Source organism: Pseudomonas sp. A-B-19, assembly GCF_019947515.1.
Classification (GTDB): domain Bacteria; phylum Pseudomonadota; class Gammaproteobacteria; order Pseudomonadales; family Pseudomonadaceae; genus Aquipseudomonas.
Map to the genome: position 1 here is coordinate 154,886 of NZ_JAGYGN010000006.1, position 14,058 is coordinate 168,943.

Consider the following 14,058-nt stretch of genomic DNA (forward strand, 5'->3'; position numbering starts at 1 on the left):
GCGGTTCGGCTTACATGTTCGGGTAAGTCGGGCCGCCGGCGCCTTCAGGCGTCACCCAGGTGATGTTCTGTGCAGGATCCTTGATGTCACAGGTCTTGCAGTGAACGCAGTTCTGGGCGTTGATCTGGAAGCGCTTCTCGCCGTCTTCCCTGGTGATCACTTCGTATACGCCGGCCGGGCAGTAACGCTGGGCAGGTTCATCGTACAGAGGCAGGTTCTTGCTGATCGGGATGCTCGGATCGGCCAGCTTGAGATGGCACGGCTGCTCTTCTTCGTGGTTGGTACCGGAGATGAACACCGAGCTGAGTTTGTCGAAGCTGATCTTGCCATCCGGTTTCGGGTAGTCGATCTTCTTGCAGTCGGCCGCGAGCTTCAGGCAAGCGTAATCCGGCTTGGTGTCGTGCAGGGTGAACGGCAGTTTGCCGCCGAAGATGTTCTGGTCGAGCCAGTTGAAACCACCGCCAACGATGGCGCCGAACTTGTGGATCGCCGGGCCGAAGTTGCGGCTGGCGAACAGTTCTTCGTAGAGCCAGCTCTTCTTGAACGCGTCCACATAGGTGGTCAGTTCTTCGCTGCCATCCTTCTCGGCGAACAGCGCGTCAGCCACCGATTCAGCGGCGAGCATGCCGGACTTCATCGCAGTGTGGCTGCCTTTGATCTTGGCGAAGTTCAGGGTGCCGAGGTCGCAACCGATCAGCGCGCCGCCCTTGAACACCATTTTCGGCAGCGAGTTCAAGCCGCCCTTGCAGATGGCGCGGGCACCGTAGCTGATGCGCTTGCCACCTTCCAGGTACTGCTTGAGCACCGGGTGATGCTTGAGGCGCTGGAACTCGTCGAACGGCGACAGGTAGGTGTTGCTGTAGGACAGGTCGACGATCAGGCCAACCACTACCTGGTTGTTTTCCAGGTGATAGAGGAACGAGCCACCGGTGTTCTCGGTGCCCATGATGTCCATTGGCCAACCGGCGGTGTGTACCACCAGGCCAGGCTGATGCCTGGCCGGGTCGACTTCCCAGATTTCTTTCAGGCCGATGCCGTAGTGCTGGGCATCAGCGTCAGTGTCCAGGTTGAAACGCTTGATCAGTTGCTTGCCGATATGGCCACGGCAACCTTCGGCGAACAGCGTGTATTTGCCACGCAATTCCATGCCCGGGGTGTACAGGCCTTCCTTCGGGTTGCCTTCGCGGTCGACGCCCAGGTCGCCGGTGATGATCCCGCGCACTACGCCGTTCTCGTCGATCAGCGCTTCCTGAGCGGCGAAGCCCGGGTAGATCTCAACGCCCAGGTTCTCGGCCTGCTGGGCCAGCCAGCGGCACAGGTTGCCCAGGGAGATGATGTAGTTGCCTTCGTTGTGCATGGTCTTGGGCACAAAGAAGTCTGGAACTTTCTGCGCGCTTTCAGAGTTCTTGAGCACGAAGATGTCGTCGCGGGTGACGGGGGTGTTCAGCGGCGCGCCGAGTGCTTTCCAGTCCGGGAACAGTTCGTTCAGGGCCCGTGGTTCGAACACGGCACCGGACAGAATGTGAGCACCGACTTCGGAGCCTTTTTCGACCACGCAGACGCTGATTTCCTTACCGGCTTCGGCGGCCTTCTGCTTCAAGCGGCAGGCGGCGGAAAGACCAGCGGGGCCGGCACCGACGATGACAACGTCGAATTCCATGTATTCGCGTTCCACAGGCTATCTCCTACTCAAGGCTCAACAGTTTTTTTTCTAATTTGGAGGTTCGGTGTCGCATCCATGAATCCCGGCGCAACGCCGAGAGCGGACAATCGATTGACCACCTTTCTCTTTGGGTGGCGCATTATATCTACACCACTACCAGCGTCCAATACAAACGTTTGTTTGAATTGGCTCAAAGCCAGAGAAATCAAAGTCACGCGCCTTATGAACGGCCATTTTGGCGTATTGACCGGAATAGGCGTTCCGGTCAAGATACGGGCGGTTTTGCGCTCGCCGTAGGCTGACTGTTGGTTTCAAGAGCACCTCTAAAGACAGGGCGATGGCAGTAGAGAGTGATGCGCTGCGCGGGGTTGATGCGCAGTCTACACGCCGCGATGTTGAATGACTCGTCAGTCACCACTGACGAACGGTCATCCACATCATGAGCGATGGTCACTTGACCGCTTTGCCGGCGTTTTTGGAGGTGCCCTTGCGCCCGATGAGCATCAACCGCCAGGTTCGCCTAGGCGACTTTCTTTTCACCGGAGAGTAACGAGGAATCCATGAAGGTTCTTGTAGCTGTCAAACGCGTTGTGGATTACAACGTCAAGGTTCGCGTCAAGGCGGACAATTCCGGCGTCGATCTTGCCAACGTCAAGATGTCGATGAACCCGTTCTGCGAAATCGCCGTGGAAGAAGCCGTACGCCTGAAAGAGAAGGGTGTTGCGACTGAAATCGTCGTCGTCTCCGTCGGCCCGTCCACCGCTCAAGAGCAACTGCGCACCGCGCTGGCTCTGGGGGCCGACCGCGCCATCCTCGTCGAATCCGCCGAAGACCTGACTTCCCTGGCCGTTGCCAAACTGTTGAAGGCCGTTGTCGACAAGGAACAGCCTCAGCTGGTGATCCTTGGCAAACAAGCCATCGACAGCGACAACAACCAGACTGGCCAGATGCTTGCTGCATTGAGCGGCTACGGTCAGGGCACGTTCGCCTCGAAAGTCGAGATCAGCGGCGACAGCGTAGCTGTGACCCGTGAAATCGACGGCGGCGCGCAGACGGTTTCCCTGAAACTGCCGGCCATCGTCACCACCGACCTGCGTTTGAACGAGCCGCGCTACGCGTCTCTGCCAAACATCATGAAAGCCAAGAAGAAGCCTCTCGAAGTGCTGACTCCGGACGCTTTGGGCGTTTCCACCGCCTCCACCAACAAGACCGTGAAAGTCGAAGCGCCGGCTGCACGCAGCGCGGGTATCAAGGTCAAGTCGGTGGCTGAACTGGTCGAGAAACTGAAAAACGAAGCGAAGGTAATCTAATCATGACTATCTTGGTAATCGCTGAACACGACAACAAAGCAGTGGCCCCGGCCACGCTGAACACCGTGGCTGCCGCCGCCAAAATCGGCGGCGACGTGCACGTACTGGTTGCAGGTCAGAGCGTTGGTGCCTTGGCAGAAGCCGCTGCGAAAATTGCTGGCGTGAGCAAAGTATTGGTAGCTGACAACGCTGCCTATGCTCACCAACTGCCGGAAAACGTCGCTCCGCTGGTAGCCGAGTTGGGCAAGGGCTACAGCCACATCCTGGCTGCCGCTACTTCCAATGGTAAAAACATCCTGCCGCGGGTTGCCGCTGCCCTGGACGTTGACCAGATCTCCGAGATCATCTCGGTAGAAAGCGCCGACACCTTCAAGCGTCCGATCTACGCCGGTAACGCCATCGCTACCGTTCAATCGAACGCTGCGGTCAAGGTGATCACCGTGCGTGCCACCGGTTTCGACCCGGTTGCCGCTGAAGGTGGCTCTGCTGCCGTTGAAGCTGTTGCTGCTGCCCACGACGCTGGTATCTCCAGCTTCGTCGGCGAAGAACTGGCCAAGTCCGATCGTCCGGAACTGACCGCTGCCAAGATCGTCGTTTCCGGCGGCCGTGGCATGCAGAACGGCGACAACTTCAAACACCTGTACGCCCTGGCCGACAAGCTGGGCGCTGCCGTCGGTGCATCGCGCGCCGCGGTCGACGCAGGTTTCGTACCCAACGACATGCAGGTCGGTCAGACCGGCAAGATCGTTGCGCCACAGCTGTACATCGCCGTCGGTATCTCCGGCGCGATCCAGCACCTGGCCGGCATGAAAGACTCCAAAGTGATCGTTGCGATCAACAAGGACGAAGAAGCGCCGATCTTCCAGGTGGCCGATTACGGCCTGGTGGCAGACCTGTTCGAAGCCATCCCTGAGCTGGAGAAGCTGGTCTAATCCGGCTGCTTCACTTATAAAGAGCCCGGCCTTTTGGTCGGGCTTTTTTTTGGTTCTTCACGGAATCCCGGGAAACACCGATAACGCAATACCTGTAGGAGCAAGCTTGCTCGCGATGAGTTCAAGGGCGCCGCGTTTATCCAGAATGAACGCGTCATCGTTAACGACCATCGCGAGCGAGCTCGCTCCTACAGGTGTTACATCCAAGTGGAGTGAACTGCCATGGATCTGCGCTGTGCGTGGAGCTTGCTGGGATTGACGCTATTGCCGGCGCTGTCTGTCGCCGCAGGCAAATGTGAGCGCCTGGTGGTCACCGGCAGCCCGGACGCGCCACCGTACCTGTGGCAAGACCCGCAGAATCCCGAACACCTGATCGGTGCCAGTGCCGATTTGCTGCAGCAAGTGGCGGGGGAGCTGGGGCTCAAGGTCGAACTGCTGTATGCCGGCAAACGCGCCCAGGCCCTGGACGAAGTGCGCAGCGGGCGCATGGACATGCTGGCGGATGCAGCGTTGACGGTCAGCGAACTGGAAACCCTGGATTACATCCATCCACCCTTGCTGGAAAACGACTATCTGGTCTGGACACGCAAGGACTCGACGCTGATCTATAACGAAGCACAAGATCTTCACGGCCATCCCGGTGCCATGTCGGAAAAGGCCCGATTGACCCCGCAATTCAGCACCTTTGCCGGGCAGCAACTGACCCTCACACGCACGTCCAACCTGACCCAGGCCTTTCAGAAACTGCTGTTGGGCGAGGTCGAGTTTGTGCTGGCAGGACGTTACTCGGGCATGGCGACCGCACAGACACTGGGCATGGCCGGTGATTTGGTCACTCGCCCGCAACCGGTCGACAAGCCAGGCCTGTACCTGGCGATTTCCCATGACTCGGCCTGCAACGATCCGTGGTTGCGCGGACAGTTGGCCAAAAAGATGACAGAATTGCCCGCGTCCGGACTGACGGAAGCCGTGCTGATGCGCAATATCGAGCGATGGAAGGCACAACGCTCACAACCGCAGCAACCCTCGCAACAACCCGTCAGTACCCCAAAACAGTAAGGATTTTCAGTGAGTATTCGACCTCTTTTCGCTGCCGTGGCCCTTACCGCCCTGGCGGGTTGTGCAACCGATCCTGCGCCGAATGAACAGATTCGCCTGACCGAACAGGCACTCGAACAGGCCAGGGCCGTGGGCGCCACCGCCGACGATGTGCCGGAAATGAAACTGGCCGAAGACAAGTACAACCGCGCCAAGGGCAACATGACCGATCAATCCTTCAAGAATGCGCGGATGCGGGCCGAACAGGCCGAACTCGATGCGCGCCTGGCTGAAGCCAAGGTGTTGAAGGCCAAGAGCGAGGAGCAGTTGAACGTGCTCAACACCCGCATCGCCCGCCTGCAAAAGCAACTGGGAGATGCCGAATGAGCCTCAAGAGCAAAGCCCTCGGCGGTTTGATCCTGGCAGGCTGCGCGAGCCTGTCTGGTTGCGCCAGCCAGCACAGCGAGACCGCATTGCAGCAGGCTGGAACCGATTTTCAGAAGGTCAAGGAAGACTCCAATGTGCTGCGAATCGCCCCCAAGGACGTGATTCGCGCCGGGGAGTCCCTGGCCCGTGCCGATCGCCTGTCCAGCTATTGGGGCAGCGGTTCGGACGTGGTGCATTACGCCTATCTGAGCCAGCGCTATAGTGCCATTGCCCGGGAACACACCGATCAGGCGCTCAACGAAGAGCAAGCGGCGAAACTCGAACTGGAACGTCAGCGTCTGCAACTGGCACTGCGTGAATCCAAACTGTTCAGCGTGCAGCAGCAAGGCAAATGGCTCGAAGAGCAGATCCTGGCATTGACGACCACCCAGACCGACCGTGGCCTGGTGATGACATTGGGCGACATGCTGTTCGACACCGGCGAAGCGGAATTGAAACCTTCGGCCAACCGTGTGGTGCTGAAGATCGTGCAGTTCCTGCAACTCAATCCCAAGCGGGTGGTGCGGATCGAAGGTTATACGGACAGTACCGGGGGCAAGCAGGAAAACCTCAAGCTGTCCCGCGACCGCGCACAATCGGTGGCTGACGTGTTGATGGACCTGGGCATCGACGACAAGCGTATCCAGGTCGAGGGTTATGGCGACGAGTATCCGGTGGACGCGAATGCGTCGGAACGGGGTCGAGCGCAGAACCGTCGGGTGGAAATTGTGTTTTCCGACGAAAAGGGCCAGCTCGGCGCTGCCCGCTAAAGCTGCTCCTACAGCTCCTACAGCTCCTACAACCCGGCCTGCCATACAGCGCCGGGTTTTTTATGTCCGCCACTTGCCGCACAAAACAGTACAGATTTTGCTGACACTGCACTGTACGGTCGACTATTGTGGCAACTGTCCCCGTACACTTCTAAACTGTTCCGGTATTGTTTCACACAAGAATAAAATGCCCGTGAAATCGAGTGCTGCGTCATGACCAATCTTTTGCTCTATCAACGTATTGCTCAACAACTGGCCGAAGACATCCGCCGTGGGGTCTATCAGCCGGGGGAGCGCGTGCCTTCGGTGCGCAAGATGAGCTCGCAGCTCAATGTCAGCCATGCGACGGTGTTGCAGGCGTATGCCAATCTCGAGGATCAGGGATTGATCCGCGCCCGGCCGCAGTCGGGGTACTACGTGCACCAGACGCCGGCTCTCACCGCACCGACGCCGGACATCGCCCGGGTCGAGCGCCCCGGCCTGGTCACCCGCAGCAGCATCATTCAACAAGTCCTGGTCGAATCCCGTCGTGAAGGTGTCTTCCCGCTGGGGGCTGCAGTACCGAGTGTCGATTACTTGCCGGTGCGGGCACTGCATCAGCAATTGGCCAAAGTCACCCGTTTCCATAGCCCGCGGGCTTTCAGCTATATGTTCAGCCCCGGTTTCGAGCCGTTGCGCCGACAGGTGGCGATCCGCATGCGCGATGCCGGCGTGGTGGTCGATCCGTCGGAAGTGGTGATTACTCACGGCTGCGTCGATGCCCTGCAGATGTCCTTGCGTGTGCTGACCCGTCCGGGCGATTTGATTGCGGCCGAGTCGCCGACCTATTACGGCTTGCTGCAACTGGCCGATCTGTTGGGCCTCAAGGTCATCGAGATCCCCAGCGATCCGGCCACGGGCATGAGCCTGGAAGCCCTGCAACTGGCGGCCAACCAATGGTCGATCAAGGCGTTGGTGCTGACCACGCGACTGAGCAATCCATTGGGCGGTACCATGCCGGAGGAGCGGCAGAAACAATTGCTGCGCCTGGCGTCGGACTTCGATATCCAGATTGTCGAAGACGATATCTACGGCGAGCTGATGTTCGAGCAAGGGCGCACCAAGTCCCTCAAGGCCTACGATCGGCTGGATCGGGTGATCTATTGCTCGAGCTTCTCCAAGACCCTGTCGCCTGGCGTGCGGATCGGCTGGATGATTGCCGGCAAGTATCAGCAGGAAATCCAGCGCTTGCAGACCTTCAGCACGCATTCCGCGTGCAGCGTGACCCAGATGGGCATCGCCGCTTACCTGGAAAATGGCGGGTACGACCGGCATTTGCGCTTCATCCGTCAGGAATACCGCAAGAACCTCAGCGCCTTCCAACTGGCCGTGCAGCAGTATTTCCCGGAAGGCACGCAGATGACCCGGCCGACCGGCGGCTTCATTCTGTGGGTCAGTCTGCCGGGACGGGTCAACACCCAGGAGTTGCACGTACGGGCATTGCAGCAGGGCATCAGTATTGCGCCGGGGCTGATCTTCAGTAATACCGAGCAATTCAATCACTGCATTCGCCTCAATTGCGGCATCCCGTGGAATCGTGAAGCCGAGCGCGCGTTGATGACCTTGGGCATGCTGGCCACCCAGCTCTGCCAGGAGATGGCGGGCGGTTTGTAACAGGCTGCTACGGTGCTTGTCTTGTGGGCTGCAACAGGCGAGCATATGCACCTCTGCCGTTTGCACCCACCGTGGGATACATGAAACCGACTTTTCCTGCCGCCTGGCTTTTGCTCTGCCTGTTCGCGAGTATTCAGCCGGCATTCGTCGCAGCAGCTACCGAGCAGGATCAAGAGGCCACCGGCAGTTTCCACGTCGCACCGATAAAACCCGAACCTGTGAAAAAAGCCTCGCCGGCCGAGAAACCGGCGACGCCCGTGAAAAAGCGCCCGCCCATTGCCTCCAAATCGAAACCGGCCAGCGAAGTGGTCAAGACCGAGCTTCCATCCGCCAAGTTGGACCTGAGCCTGCCCAAGGATATGGTTCAGGAGCTCAAGCCGGTCGGAACCGTGCCATTGACCAGGCGTGAACCGCTGTTGCCTCCGATGTTCGGTGACAAAAGCGACAGCAGCCCGTTCCAGCTCAATGGGCGCCTGCTCAGCAATGAAATGCAACTGCAACTGCGAAAGGAAGAGCGCCGCGATGTCGAAGGCGCGGCACTGGACTTCGAGTTCAAGCAGTAACGTCAACCTGATTCGCGAGCCGCAGGCCAGACGCTTTGTCGGAGACTGGTCGGTCATGTTCGTTTGCATTGAAAAACCCGCTCGCAGGTAATTTAAAACAACTGTTTAAACGGGTACTCTGTGCCCCGTCCTTTTACACATTGCTCGTCGCGAGGAGCTTGTCGTCATGAAATGCCGTGAGGGCTGTGGCGCTTGTTGCATTGCCCCTTCCATCAGTTCACCGATTCCCGGTATGCCCAACGGCAAAGCCGCAGGGGAGCGTTGCCTGCAACTTTCCTCCGATAACCTGTGCATTATTTTCGGCCAGCCGGAACGGCCGGCGGTGTGTTCTGCCTTCGGGGCCGACCCCGAGGTGTGTGGAAACAGCAGCGAAGAAGCGATCCGGTTGATTGGCTGGTGGGAGCAAATGACGGCGGCGTGATGTGTGGGCTTGCACCTGCGATCACCTGCGAAAAACCTGAAGGTGATCGCAGGTGCAAGCCCAACGTACGGAACTTCAACAATAAGGAACAAGACTATGGGTTCGCTGCATCGTATGGCTGTGCTGTGTGGTTTGACGGTTGTGCTGGCTACTTCGACGGCCCAGGCCGAAGACTGGAAAATCAAAAAAGACGAAGACGGCATCAAGATCTCCCTGAGTGAAGTGGCCGGCTCCGACTACAAGGCCTACCAGGGCGTCACGCTGATGAAAACCACCATCGCCAGGTTGCGCGCGTTGCAGGAGGACGTGTCCGGAGCCTGCGCCTGGATTCACGAATGCAAAACCCAGAAGCTGCTCAAGCACGAAGGCGACCAGAGCTGGACCTACACTCAGTTCAACACCCCGTGGCCGGTTACTCCACGTGATTCGGTGCTGCACATCACCACCATCGAAGGGGCTGATGGCAGCCTGACCCGCAAGCTTGAAGGCGTACCAAAATATATTCCTGAAGAAAAAGGCTTCGTTCGGGTCGCCAAGGTCGACGGTTTCTGGAAGTTCGTGCCCAAGGGCGACCAGGTCGAAGTGACCTATCAGGTGCACACCGAGCCGGGCGGCAGCGTGCCGTCGATGGTGGCCAACAAGTTTGTGGTGGATGCCCCGTTCAATACCTTGAAAGCCCTCAAGGAACGCGCCGAGAAGTAACGCTGTCGTTTCTTCAAGGTGACTTCGTAACGCCCCGACCGGTTCGGGGCGTTTGCGTTTTTGACAGGGCAGGGCGCTTTAATTTGTTTCCGAATATGCGTTGTACGAAATTTTCACCCGGTCTCCAAGACAATTCGCCGGCGCTTGCGTAGCACGCTGCGTATTCCTGAATGCAGGATGAAACAGTCGGAATGAGGGTAGTTATCAATGGCAATGCTGCCGTTGATCGTGCAACATTTGCGCACCGCGCAAACCCCCAGGCCTGGTACGGGCCGAAAAGAGGGCAAGGCGCAGCTGTATTTTTGAAACTTCAACTTCCAATGGGTCCTAAAACGACATGGCAATCCCGGACGCCCTGAATCAGCAGCGAGCTTCTAGTCGCCTGCTGCAACCGACCGTCAAATCGCATCTGGCCTACACGCTGTTGTGTGCCCTGGTCATGATGGTCATGTTCAGCCTGCTGCGCGTCGCGCTGCTGGTTTACAACCGCTCGATGATCCTCGACACACCGGCCTCGACCTTCCTCGAGGCATTCGCCAACGGCCTGCGTTTCGACCTGCGTCTGGTGGTCTATCTCAGTATTCCGTTGCTGTTGGCCTTGTTCAGCGTCCGGGCCATGGCAGCGCGTGGGCTGTTCCGTTTCTGGCTGACGATTGTCTCCAGCATTGCGTTGTTCCTGGGCCTGATGGAGATGGACTTCTATCGTGAGTTCCACCAGCGCCTCAACGGCCTGGTCTTCCAGTACGTCAAGGAAGATCCGAAAACCGTGATGAGCATGCTCTGGTACGGTTTTCCGGTGGTCCGTTACCTGTTGGCATGGGCCGTGGGCACCTGGATCCTGAGCCTGGCATTCAAGGGCGCCGACCGTGCGACCCGCCCTCGTGGTCCGTTCAGTGGCGGCAGCATCGGCACGCGCCAGGTTGCGCCGTGGTACGCCCGTATCGCCGTATTCGTGGTGTGCCTGCTGGTTTGCGTGGTCGCCGCCCGTGGCACCCTGCGTCAGGGCCCGCCGCTGCGTTGGGGTGACGTCTATACCACCAATTCGAATTTCGCCAACCAGTTGGGCCTCAACGGCACCCTGCAGCTGGTTGCCGCAGCGAAGAGCCGGATGTCCGAAGATCGCGACAACATCTGGAAGGCCACTCTGCCTCAACAGCAAGCCCAGCAAGTTGTGCGTGACATGCTGGTGCTGCCCGACGAGAAACTGGTAGACGCCGACATGGCCGCCGTACGTCGTGACTACACGCCGCCGACCGACAAGACCCTGCCGATCAAGAACGTCGTCGTGATCCTGATGGAAAGCATGGCCGGTCACTCGGTGGGGGCTTTGGGCGGGCCGGGCAACATCACGCCGTACCTCGACAAGCTGTCGAAGGAAGGCCTGCTGTTCGACCGCTTCTTCTCCAACGGTACTCATACCCACCAGGGCATGTTCGCCACCATGGGTTGCTTCCCGAACCTGCCGGGTTTCGAATACCTGATGCAGACCCCGGAAGGCAGCCACAAACTGTCTGGCCTGCCGCAGTTGCTCAGTGCCCGTCACTATGACGACGTGTACGTCTACAACGGCGATTTCGCCTGGGACAACCAGTCGGGTTTCTTCAGCAACCAGGGCATGACCAACTTCATCGGTCGCAACGACTTCGTTAACCCGGTGTTCTCCGATCCGACATGGGGCGTGTCCGACCAGGATATGTTCGATCGCAGCCTGCAAGAGCTCAAGGCGCGGGAAAATGGCAAACCGTTCTATGCCTTGCTGCAAACCCTGTCCAACCACACGCCATACGCCCTGCCGACGCCATTGCCGGTCGAGCGGGTGACTAATCGCGGCAGCCTGAACGAGCACTTGACCGCCATGCGTTACGCGGACTGGGCGCTGGGCCAGTTCTTTGAAAAGGCCCGCAAGGAGCCGTACTTCAAGGAAACCCTGTTCGTCATCGTCGGTGACCACGGTTTCGGCAACGAACAACAGATCACTGAAATGGACCTGGGCCGCTTCAACGTGCCGATGTTGATGATCGCGCCGGGCATCCAGGAGAAGTTCGGTCAGCGTGACCATACCGTGGGCACCCAGATCGACGTCGTGCCGACCATCATGGGACGCCTGGGCGGCGAAACTCGCCAGCAATGCTGGGGCCGCGACCTGCTCAACCTGCCTGAAGGCGATAAGGGTTTTGGTGTGATCAAACCTTCGGGTAACGAGCAGACCACGGCCATCCTCAGCGACGACCGGATCCTTGTACTGCCGAAGGAAAAGGACATGGCGCCAAAGTTGTATCAGTACGAAATGGGCGCTACGCCGCATGCCGAGATCATTGCGGATGCACCGGGTACCGCTGAGTTGAAGCTCAAGCTCGAAGCGTTCCTGCAAACCGCGACCAAGAGTTTGCTGGACAACACTGCCGGTGTAGTTCACGGCACGCCGCAGTAAGTTGTGACGCAACAGAAAAGAGGCTCTTCAAGAGCCTCTTTTTTTTTGCCTGGCGGGTCGCTATCTTTTTTTTGTTGCATTGGTTACTGCAAAGGCTCCCGCGGTTTGCTCGGGCCATTCAGCAATCTGATGGAGCGTGGGTCGGGCAATTTCCTTCGCTACACTCGGTGCATCTTCCGAGAACAACAAGGCTGTTCGCTATGCAAAATCGCATGATGATCACTGGTGCAGGCTCTGGCCTGGGTCGCGAAATCGCGTTGCGCTGGGCGCGTGAAGGCTGGCAACTGGCGTTGTCGGACGTCAGCGAGCCCGGCTTGCAGGAAACCCTGAAACGGGTCCGCGAAGCCGGTGGCGACGGATTCATCCAGCGCTGCGACGTGCGCGACTACAGCCAGTTGACGGCGTTCGCCCAGGCCTGCGAAGTCAAACTCGGCGGCATCGATGTCATCGTCAATAATGCGGGTGTGGCGTCTGGCGGATTCTTCAGCGAGTTGTCCCTGGAGGACTGGGACTGGCAGATCGCGATCAACCTGATGGGCGTGGTCAAGGGCTGCAAGGCTTTCCTGCCGCTGCTGGAAAAAAGCAAAGGCAAGATCATCAACATCGCGTCCATGGCTGCGTTGATGCAGGGCCCGGCGATGAGCAACTACAACGTGGCCAAGGCGGGCGTGGTGGCGTTGTCCGAGAGCCTGTTGATCGAACTGGCGCATCAGGAAGTCGGCGTGCATGTGGTGTGTCCGTCGTTCTTCCAGACCAACCTGCTGGACTCGTTTCGCGGTCCGACCCCGGCCATGAAAGCCCAGGTCGGCAAGTTGCTGGAAAGCTCGCCGATCAGCGCCGCTGACATCGCCGACTACATCTACCGGCAAGTCGCCGCCGGCGAGTTCATGATCCTGCCCCACGAACAGGGCCGCATGGCCTGGGCGCTCAAGCAGAAGAACCCGCAACTGCTCTACGACGAAATGACCGTCATGGCCGACAAAATGCGCGCCAAGGCCAGGCAATCCGCAAGCTGATCTTGCCCGCAGGCAACGCTGTGGTTAGGGTGGCCGCCATCGGCCATCCTCGCGAGACGCTTGCATGCTCAATTACCTGTGGTTTTTCCTCGCCGCGCTGTTCGAAATTGCCGGTTGCTTCGCCTTCTGGATGTGGCTGCGCCAGGGTAAAAGCATGTGGTGGGTGGTGCCGGCGCTCCTGAGCCTGACCCTGTTCGCCCTGCTGCTGACCCGTATCGAAACCTCCTACGCCGGCCGCGCCTACGCTGCTTACGGTGGCATCTACATCATTGCGTCAATCGGCTGGTTGGCCGTGGTCGAGCGGATTCGTCCGCTGGGTTCGGACTGGCTTGGCGTGGCGTTGTGTGTGATCGGCGCGAGCATCATCCTGTTCGGGCCGCGATTCTCCGCGACCTGACAGATCGGCCCTACAATCAACCGGTCTGTCAGACCTTTCCGTAGGCATGGTGCGTCATGGGCTGTCAGTTCGGTCTGGTTTGCTGTCACAGCGTTGTAGGCATACCGCGGGCCGGGCATCTTCAAGGGCCAGTAACCCTTGAAGGACATTCCTCATGCTCGTACTCACTCGCGTTGTGGGCGAAACCATTTCCATCGGTGACAACATTTCCGTGCGCGTTCTCGCGATCAACGGAAGCAACATTCGTTTTGGCATCGAAGCGCCGCAGGACGTCAATGTGCACCGCTGCGAAATCTACGAACGGATTCAGAACAAACAGGCGAAAACCAAGGGACGCTGAAGGCTTCAGTCAAACAGGTGCTTGGGCACGTCGTGCTTGAGCATCAGTTGGCATTGCTCGCTTTGCGGATCGAAGACAATCAGTGCCTGCCCCTTGGTCAAGGCCTGGCGCACGCGCAGTACGCGGGTTTCCAGTGGCGTGTCGTCGCCATTGTCCGTGCCGTCGCGGGTCACGAAATCCTCGATCAGGCGGGTGAGGGTGTCGACTTGAAGTTGGTCGTGGGGGATCAGCATAAGCACCTCGGTTGGATCAATGGCGCGATGCTACGGCGATTGCGAGATTGCCGCTAGTTTGGTCGTTTTCTATTGTCCGATCCGCCGCCATCGCGAGCAAGCTCGCTCCCACAGGGTTCAGCGGCGAACCGGAGAATTGTGTTCACCACTGATCAACTGTGGG

General features: G+C 58.9%; 15 protein-coding genes. 13 read left to right on the forward strand and 2 right to left on the reverse strand.

Annotation, left to right across the window (positions count from 1 at the left end; all coding sequences use genetic code 11):
• Nucleotides 1-10: 10 nt before the first annotated feature.
• A complete protein-coding gene (locus KGA81_RS09160; protein WP_223545555.1) occupies nt 11-1,675 on the reverse strand; it encodes an electron transfer flavoprotein-ubiquinone oxidoreductase in 1,665 nt (554 codons plus the stop codon).
• A 548-nt stretch (nt 1,676-2,223) separates the two neighbouring features.
• On the opposite strand from KGA81_RS09160, the gene KGA81_RS09165 reads away from it, so the two are divergent.
• The 13 genes from KGA81_RS09165 (at nt 2,224) to csrA (ending at nt 13,662) form a co-directional block, all read left to right on the forward strand.
• Nucleotides 2,224-2,973, forward strand: coding sequence for an electron transfer flavoprotein subunit beta/FixA family protein (locus KGA81_RS09165; protein WP_007987229.1), 750 nt, complete (start codon nt 2,224-2,226; stop codon nt 2,971-2,973).
• A 2-nt stretch (nt 2,974-2,975) separates the two neighbouring features.
• Entirely contained in the window at nt 2,976-3,905 is a 930-nt protein-coding gene (locus KGA81_RS09170) for an electron transfer flavoprotein subunit alpha/FixB family protein (RefSeq protein WP_223545556.1), read from the forward strand.
• A 222-nt stretch (nt 3,906-4,127) separates the two neighbouring features.
• The gene (locus KGA81_RS09175) at nt 4,128-4,964 is read left to right on the forward strand and encodes a substrate-binding periplasmic protein (protein WP_223545557.1); all 837 of its coding nucleotides are present in this window, start codon (nt 4,128-4,130) and stop codon (nt 4,962-4,964) included.
• 9 nt (nt 4,965-4,973) lie between these two features.
• Nucleotides 4,974-5,330 carry a DUF4398 domain-containing protein gene (locus tag KGA81_RS09180; RefSeq protein ID WP_223545558.1) on the forward strand — a complete coding sequence of 119 codons (357 nt, stop codon included), beginning with the start codon at nt 4,974-4,976 and terminating at the stop codon, nt 5,328-5,330.
• The gene (locus tag KGA81_RS09185; RefSeq protein WP_108215384.1) at nt 5,327-6,139 is read left to right on the forward strand and encodes an OmpA family protein; all 813 of its coding nucleotides are present in this window, start codon (nt 5,327-5,329) and stop codon (nt 6,137-6,139) included. The genes KGA81_RS09180 and KGA81_RS09185 overlap by 4 nt, the downstream gene beginning before the upstream one ends.
• 213 nt (nt 6,140-6,352) lie before the next feature.
• On the forward strand, nt 6,353-7,792 hold the full coding sequence (locus KGA81_RS09190) for a PLP-dependent aminotransferase family protein (protein ID WP_008050371.1): 1,440 nt from the start codon (nt 6,353-6,355) through the stop codon (nt 7,790-7,792).
• A gap of 80 nt (nt 7,793-7,872) precedes the next feature.
• A complete protein-coding gene (locus KGA81_RS09195; protein ID WP_223545559.1) occupies nt 7,873-8,355 on the forward strand; it encodes a translation initiation factor 2 in 483 nt (160 codons plus the stop codon).
• Between the two features lie 166 nt (nt 8,356-8,521).
• A complete protein-coding gene (locus KGA81_RS09200) occupies nt 8,522-8,776 on the forward strand; it encodes a YkgJ family cysteine cluster protein (RefSeq protein ID WP_223545560.1) in 255 nt (84 codons plus the stop codon).
• 96 nt (nt 8,777-8,872) lie between these two features.
• A complete protein-coding gene (locus KGA81_RS09205; protein WP_223545561.1) occupies nt 8,873-9,478 on the forward strand; it encodes an START domain-containing protein in 606 nt (201 codons plus the stop codon).
• A 337-nt stretch (nt 9,479-9,815) separates the two neighbouring features.
• Entirely contained in the window at nt 9,816-11,909 is a 2,094-nt protein-coding gene (locus KGA81_RS09210) for an LTA synthase family protein (protein WP_223545562.1), read from the forward strand.
• Nucleotides 11,910-12,109: 200 nt separating this feature from the next.
• Nucleotides 12,110-12,925, forward strand: coding sequence for an SDR family oxidoreductase (locus KGA81_RS09215; protein ID WP_223545563.1), 816 nt, complete (start codon nt 12,110-12,112; stop codon nt 12,923-12,925).
• 64 nt (nt 12,926-12,989) lie between these two features.
• On the forward strand, nt 12,990-13,322 hold the full coding sequence (locus KGA81_RS09220; protein ID WP_223545564.1) for a YnfA family protein: 333 nt from the start codon (nt 12,990-12,992) through the stop codon (nt 13,320-13,322).
• Between the two features lie 154 nt (nt 13,323-13,476).
• Entirely contained in the window at nt 13,477-13,662 is a 186-nt protein-coding gene (csrA, locus tag KGA81_RS09225) for a carbon storage regulator CsrA (protein ID WP_223545565.1), read from the forward strand.
• 5 nt (nt 13,663-13,667) lie between these two features.
• Here the strand turns inward: csrA and KGA81_RS09230 are convergent, their stop codons facing one another.
• Nucleotides 13,668-13,895, reverse strand: coding sequence for a YheU family protein (locus KGA81_RS09230; protein WP_150726221.1), 228 nt, complete (start codon nt 13,893-13,895; stop codon nt 13,668-13,670).
• Between the last annotated feature and the right edge of the window lie 163 nt (nt 13,896-14,058).

Excerpts from the sequence above, each read along its gene's own strand:
- KGA81_RS09220 (WP_223545564.1), top strand. The coding sequence starts at position 12,990 with ATGCTCAATTACCTGTGGTTTTTCCTCGCCGCGCTGTTCGAAATTGCC.
- KGA81_RS09185 (WP_108215384.1), top strand. The coding sequence starts at position 5,327 with ATGAGCCTCAAGAGCAAAGCCCTCGGCGGTTTGATCCTGGCAGGCTGC.
- KGA81_RS09205 (WP_223545561.1), top strand. The coding sequence starts at position 8,873 with ATGGGTTCGCTGCATCGTATGGCTGTGCTGTGTGGTTTGACGGTTGTG.
- KGA81_RS09190 (WP_008050371.1), top strand. The coding sequence starts at position 6,353 with ATGACCAATCTTTTGCTCTATCAACGTATTGCTCAACAACTGGCCGAA.
- KGA81_RS09215 (WP_223545563.1), top strand. The coding sequence starts at position 12,110 with ATGCAAAATCGCATGATGATCACTGGTGCAGGCTCTGGCCTGGGTCGC.
- KGA81_RS09165 (WP_007987229.1), top strand. The coding sequence starts at position 2,224 with ATGAAGGTTCTTGTAGCTGTCAAACGCGTTGTGGATTACAACGTCAAG.
- KGA81_RS09170 (WP_223545556.1), top strand. The coding sequence starts at position 2,976 with ATGACTATCTTGGTAATCGCTGAACACGACAACAAAGCAGTGGCCCCG.
- KGA81_RS09210 (WP_223545562.1), top strand. The coding sequence starts at position 9,816 with ATGGCAATCCCGGACGCCCTGAATCAGCAGCGAGCTTCTAGTCGCCTG.
- KGA81_RS09200 (WP_223545560.1), top strand. The coding sequence starts at position 8,522 with ATGAAATGCCGTGAGGGCTGTGGCGCTTGTTGCATTGCCCCTTCCATC.
- KGA81_RS09195 (WP_223545559.1), top strand. The coding sequence starts at position 7,873 with ATGAAACCGACTTTTCCTGCCGCCTGGCTTTTGCTCTGCCTGTTCGCG.
- KGA81_RS09175 (WP_223545557.1), top strand. The coding sequence starts at position 4,128 with ATGGATCTGCGCTGTGCGTGGAGCTTGCTGGGATTGACGCTATTGCCG.
- KGA81_RS09230 (WP_150726221.1), bottom strand. The coding sequence starts at position 13,895 with ATGCTGATCCCCCACGACCAACTTCAAGTCGACACCCTCACCCGCCTG.
- csrA (WP_223545565.1), top strand. The coding sequence starts at position 13,477 with ATGCTCGTACTCACTCGCGTTGTGGGCGAAACCATTTCCATCGGTGAC.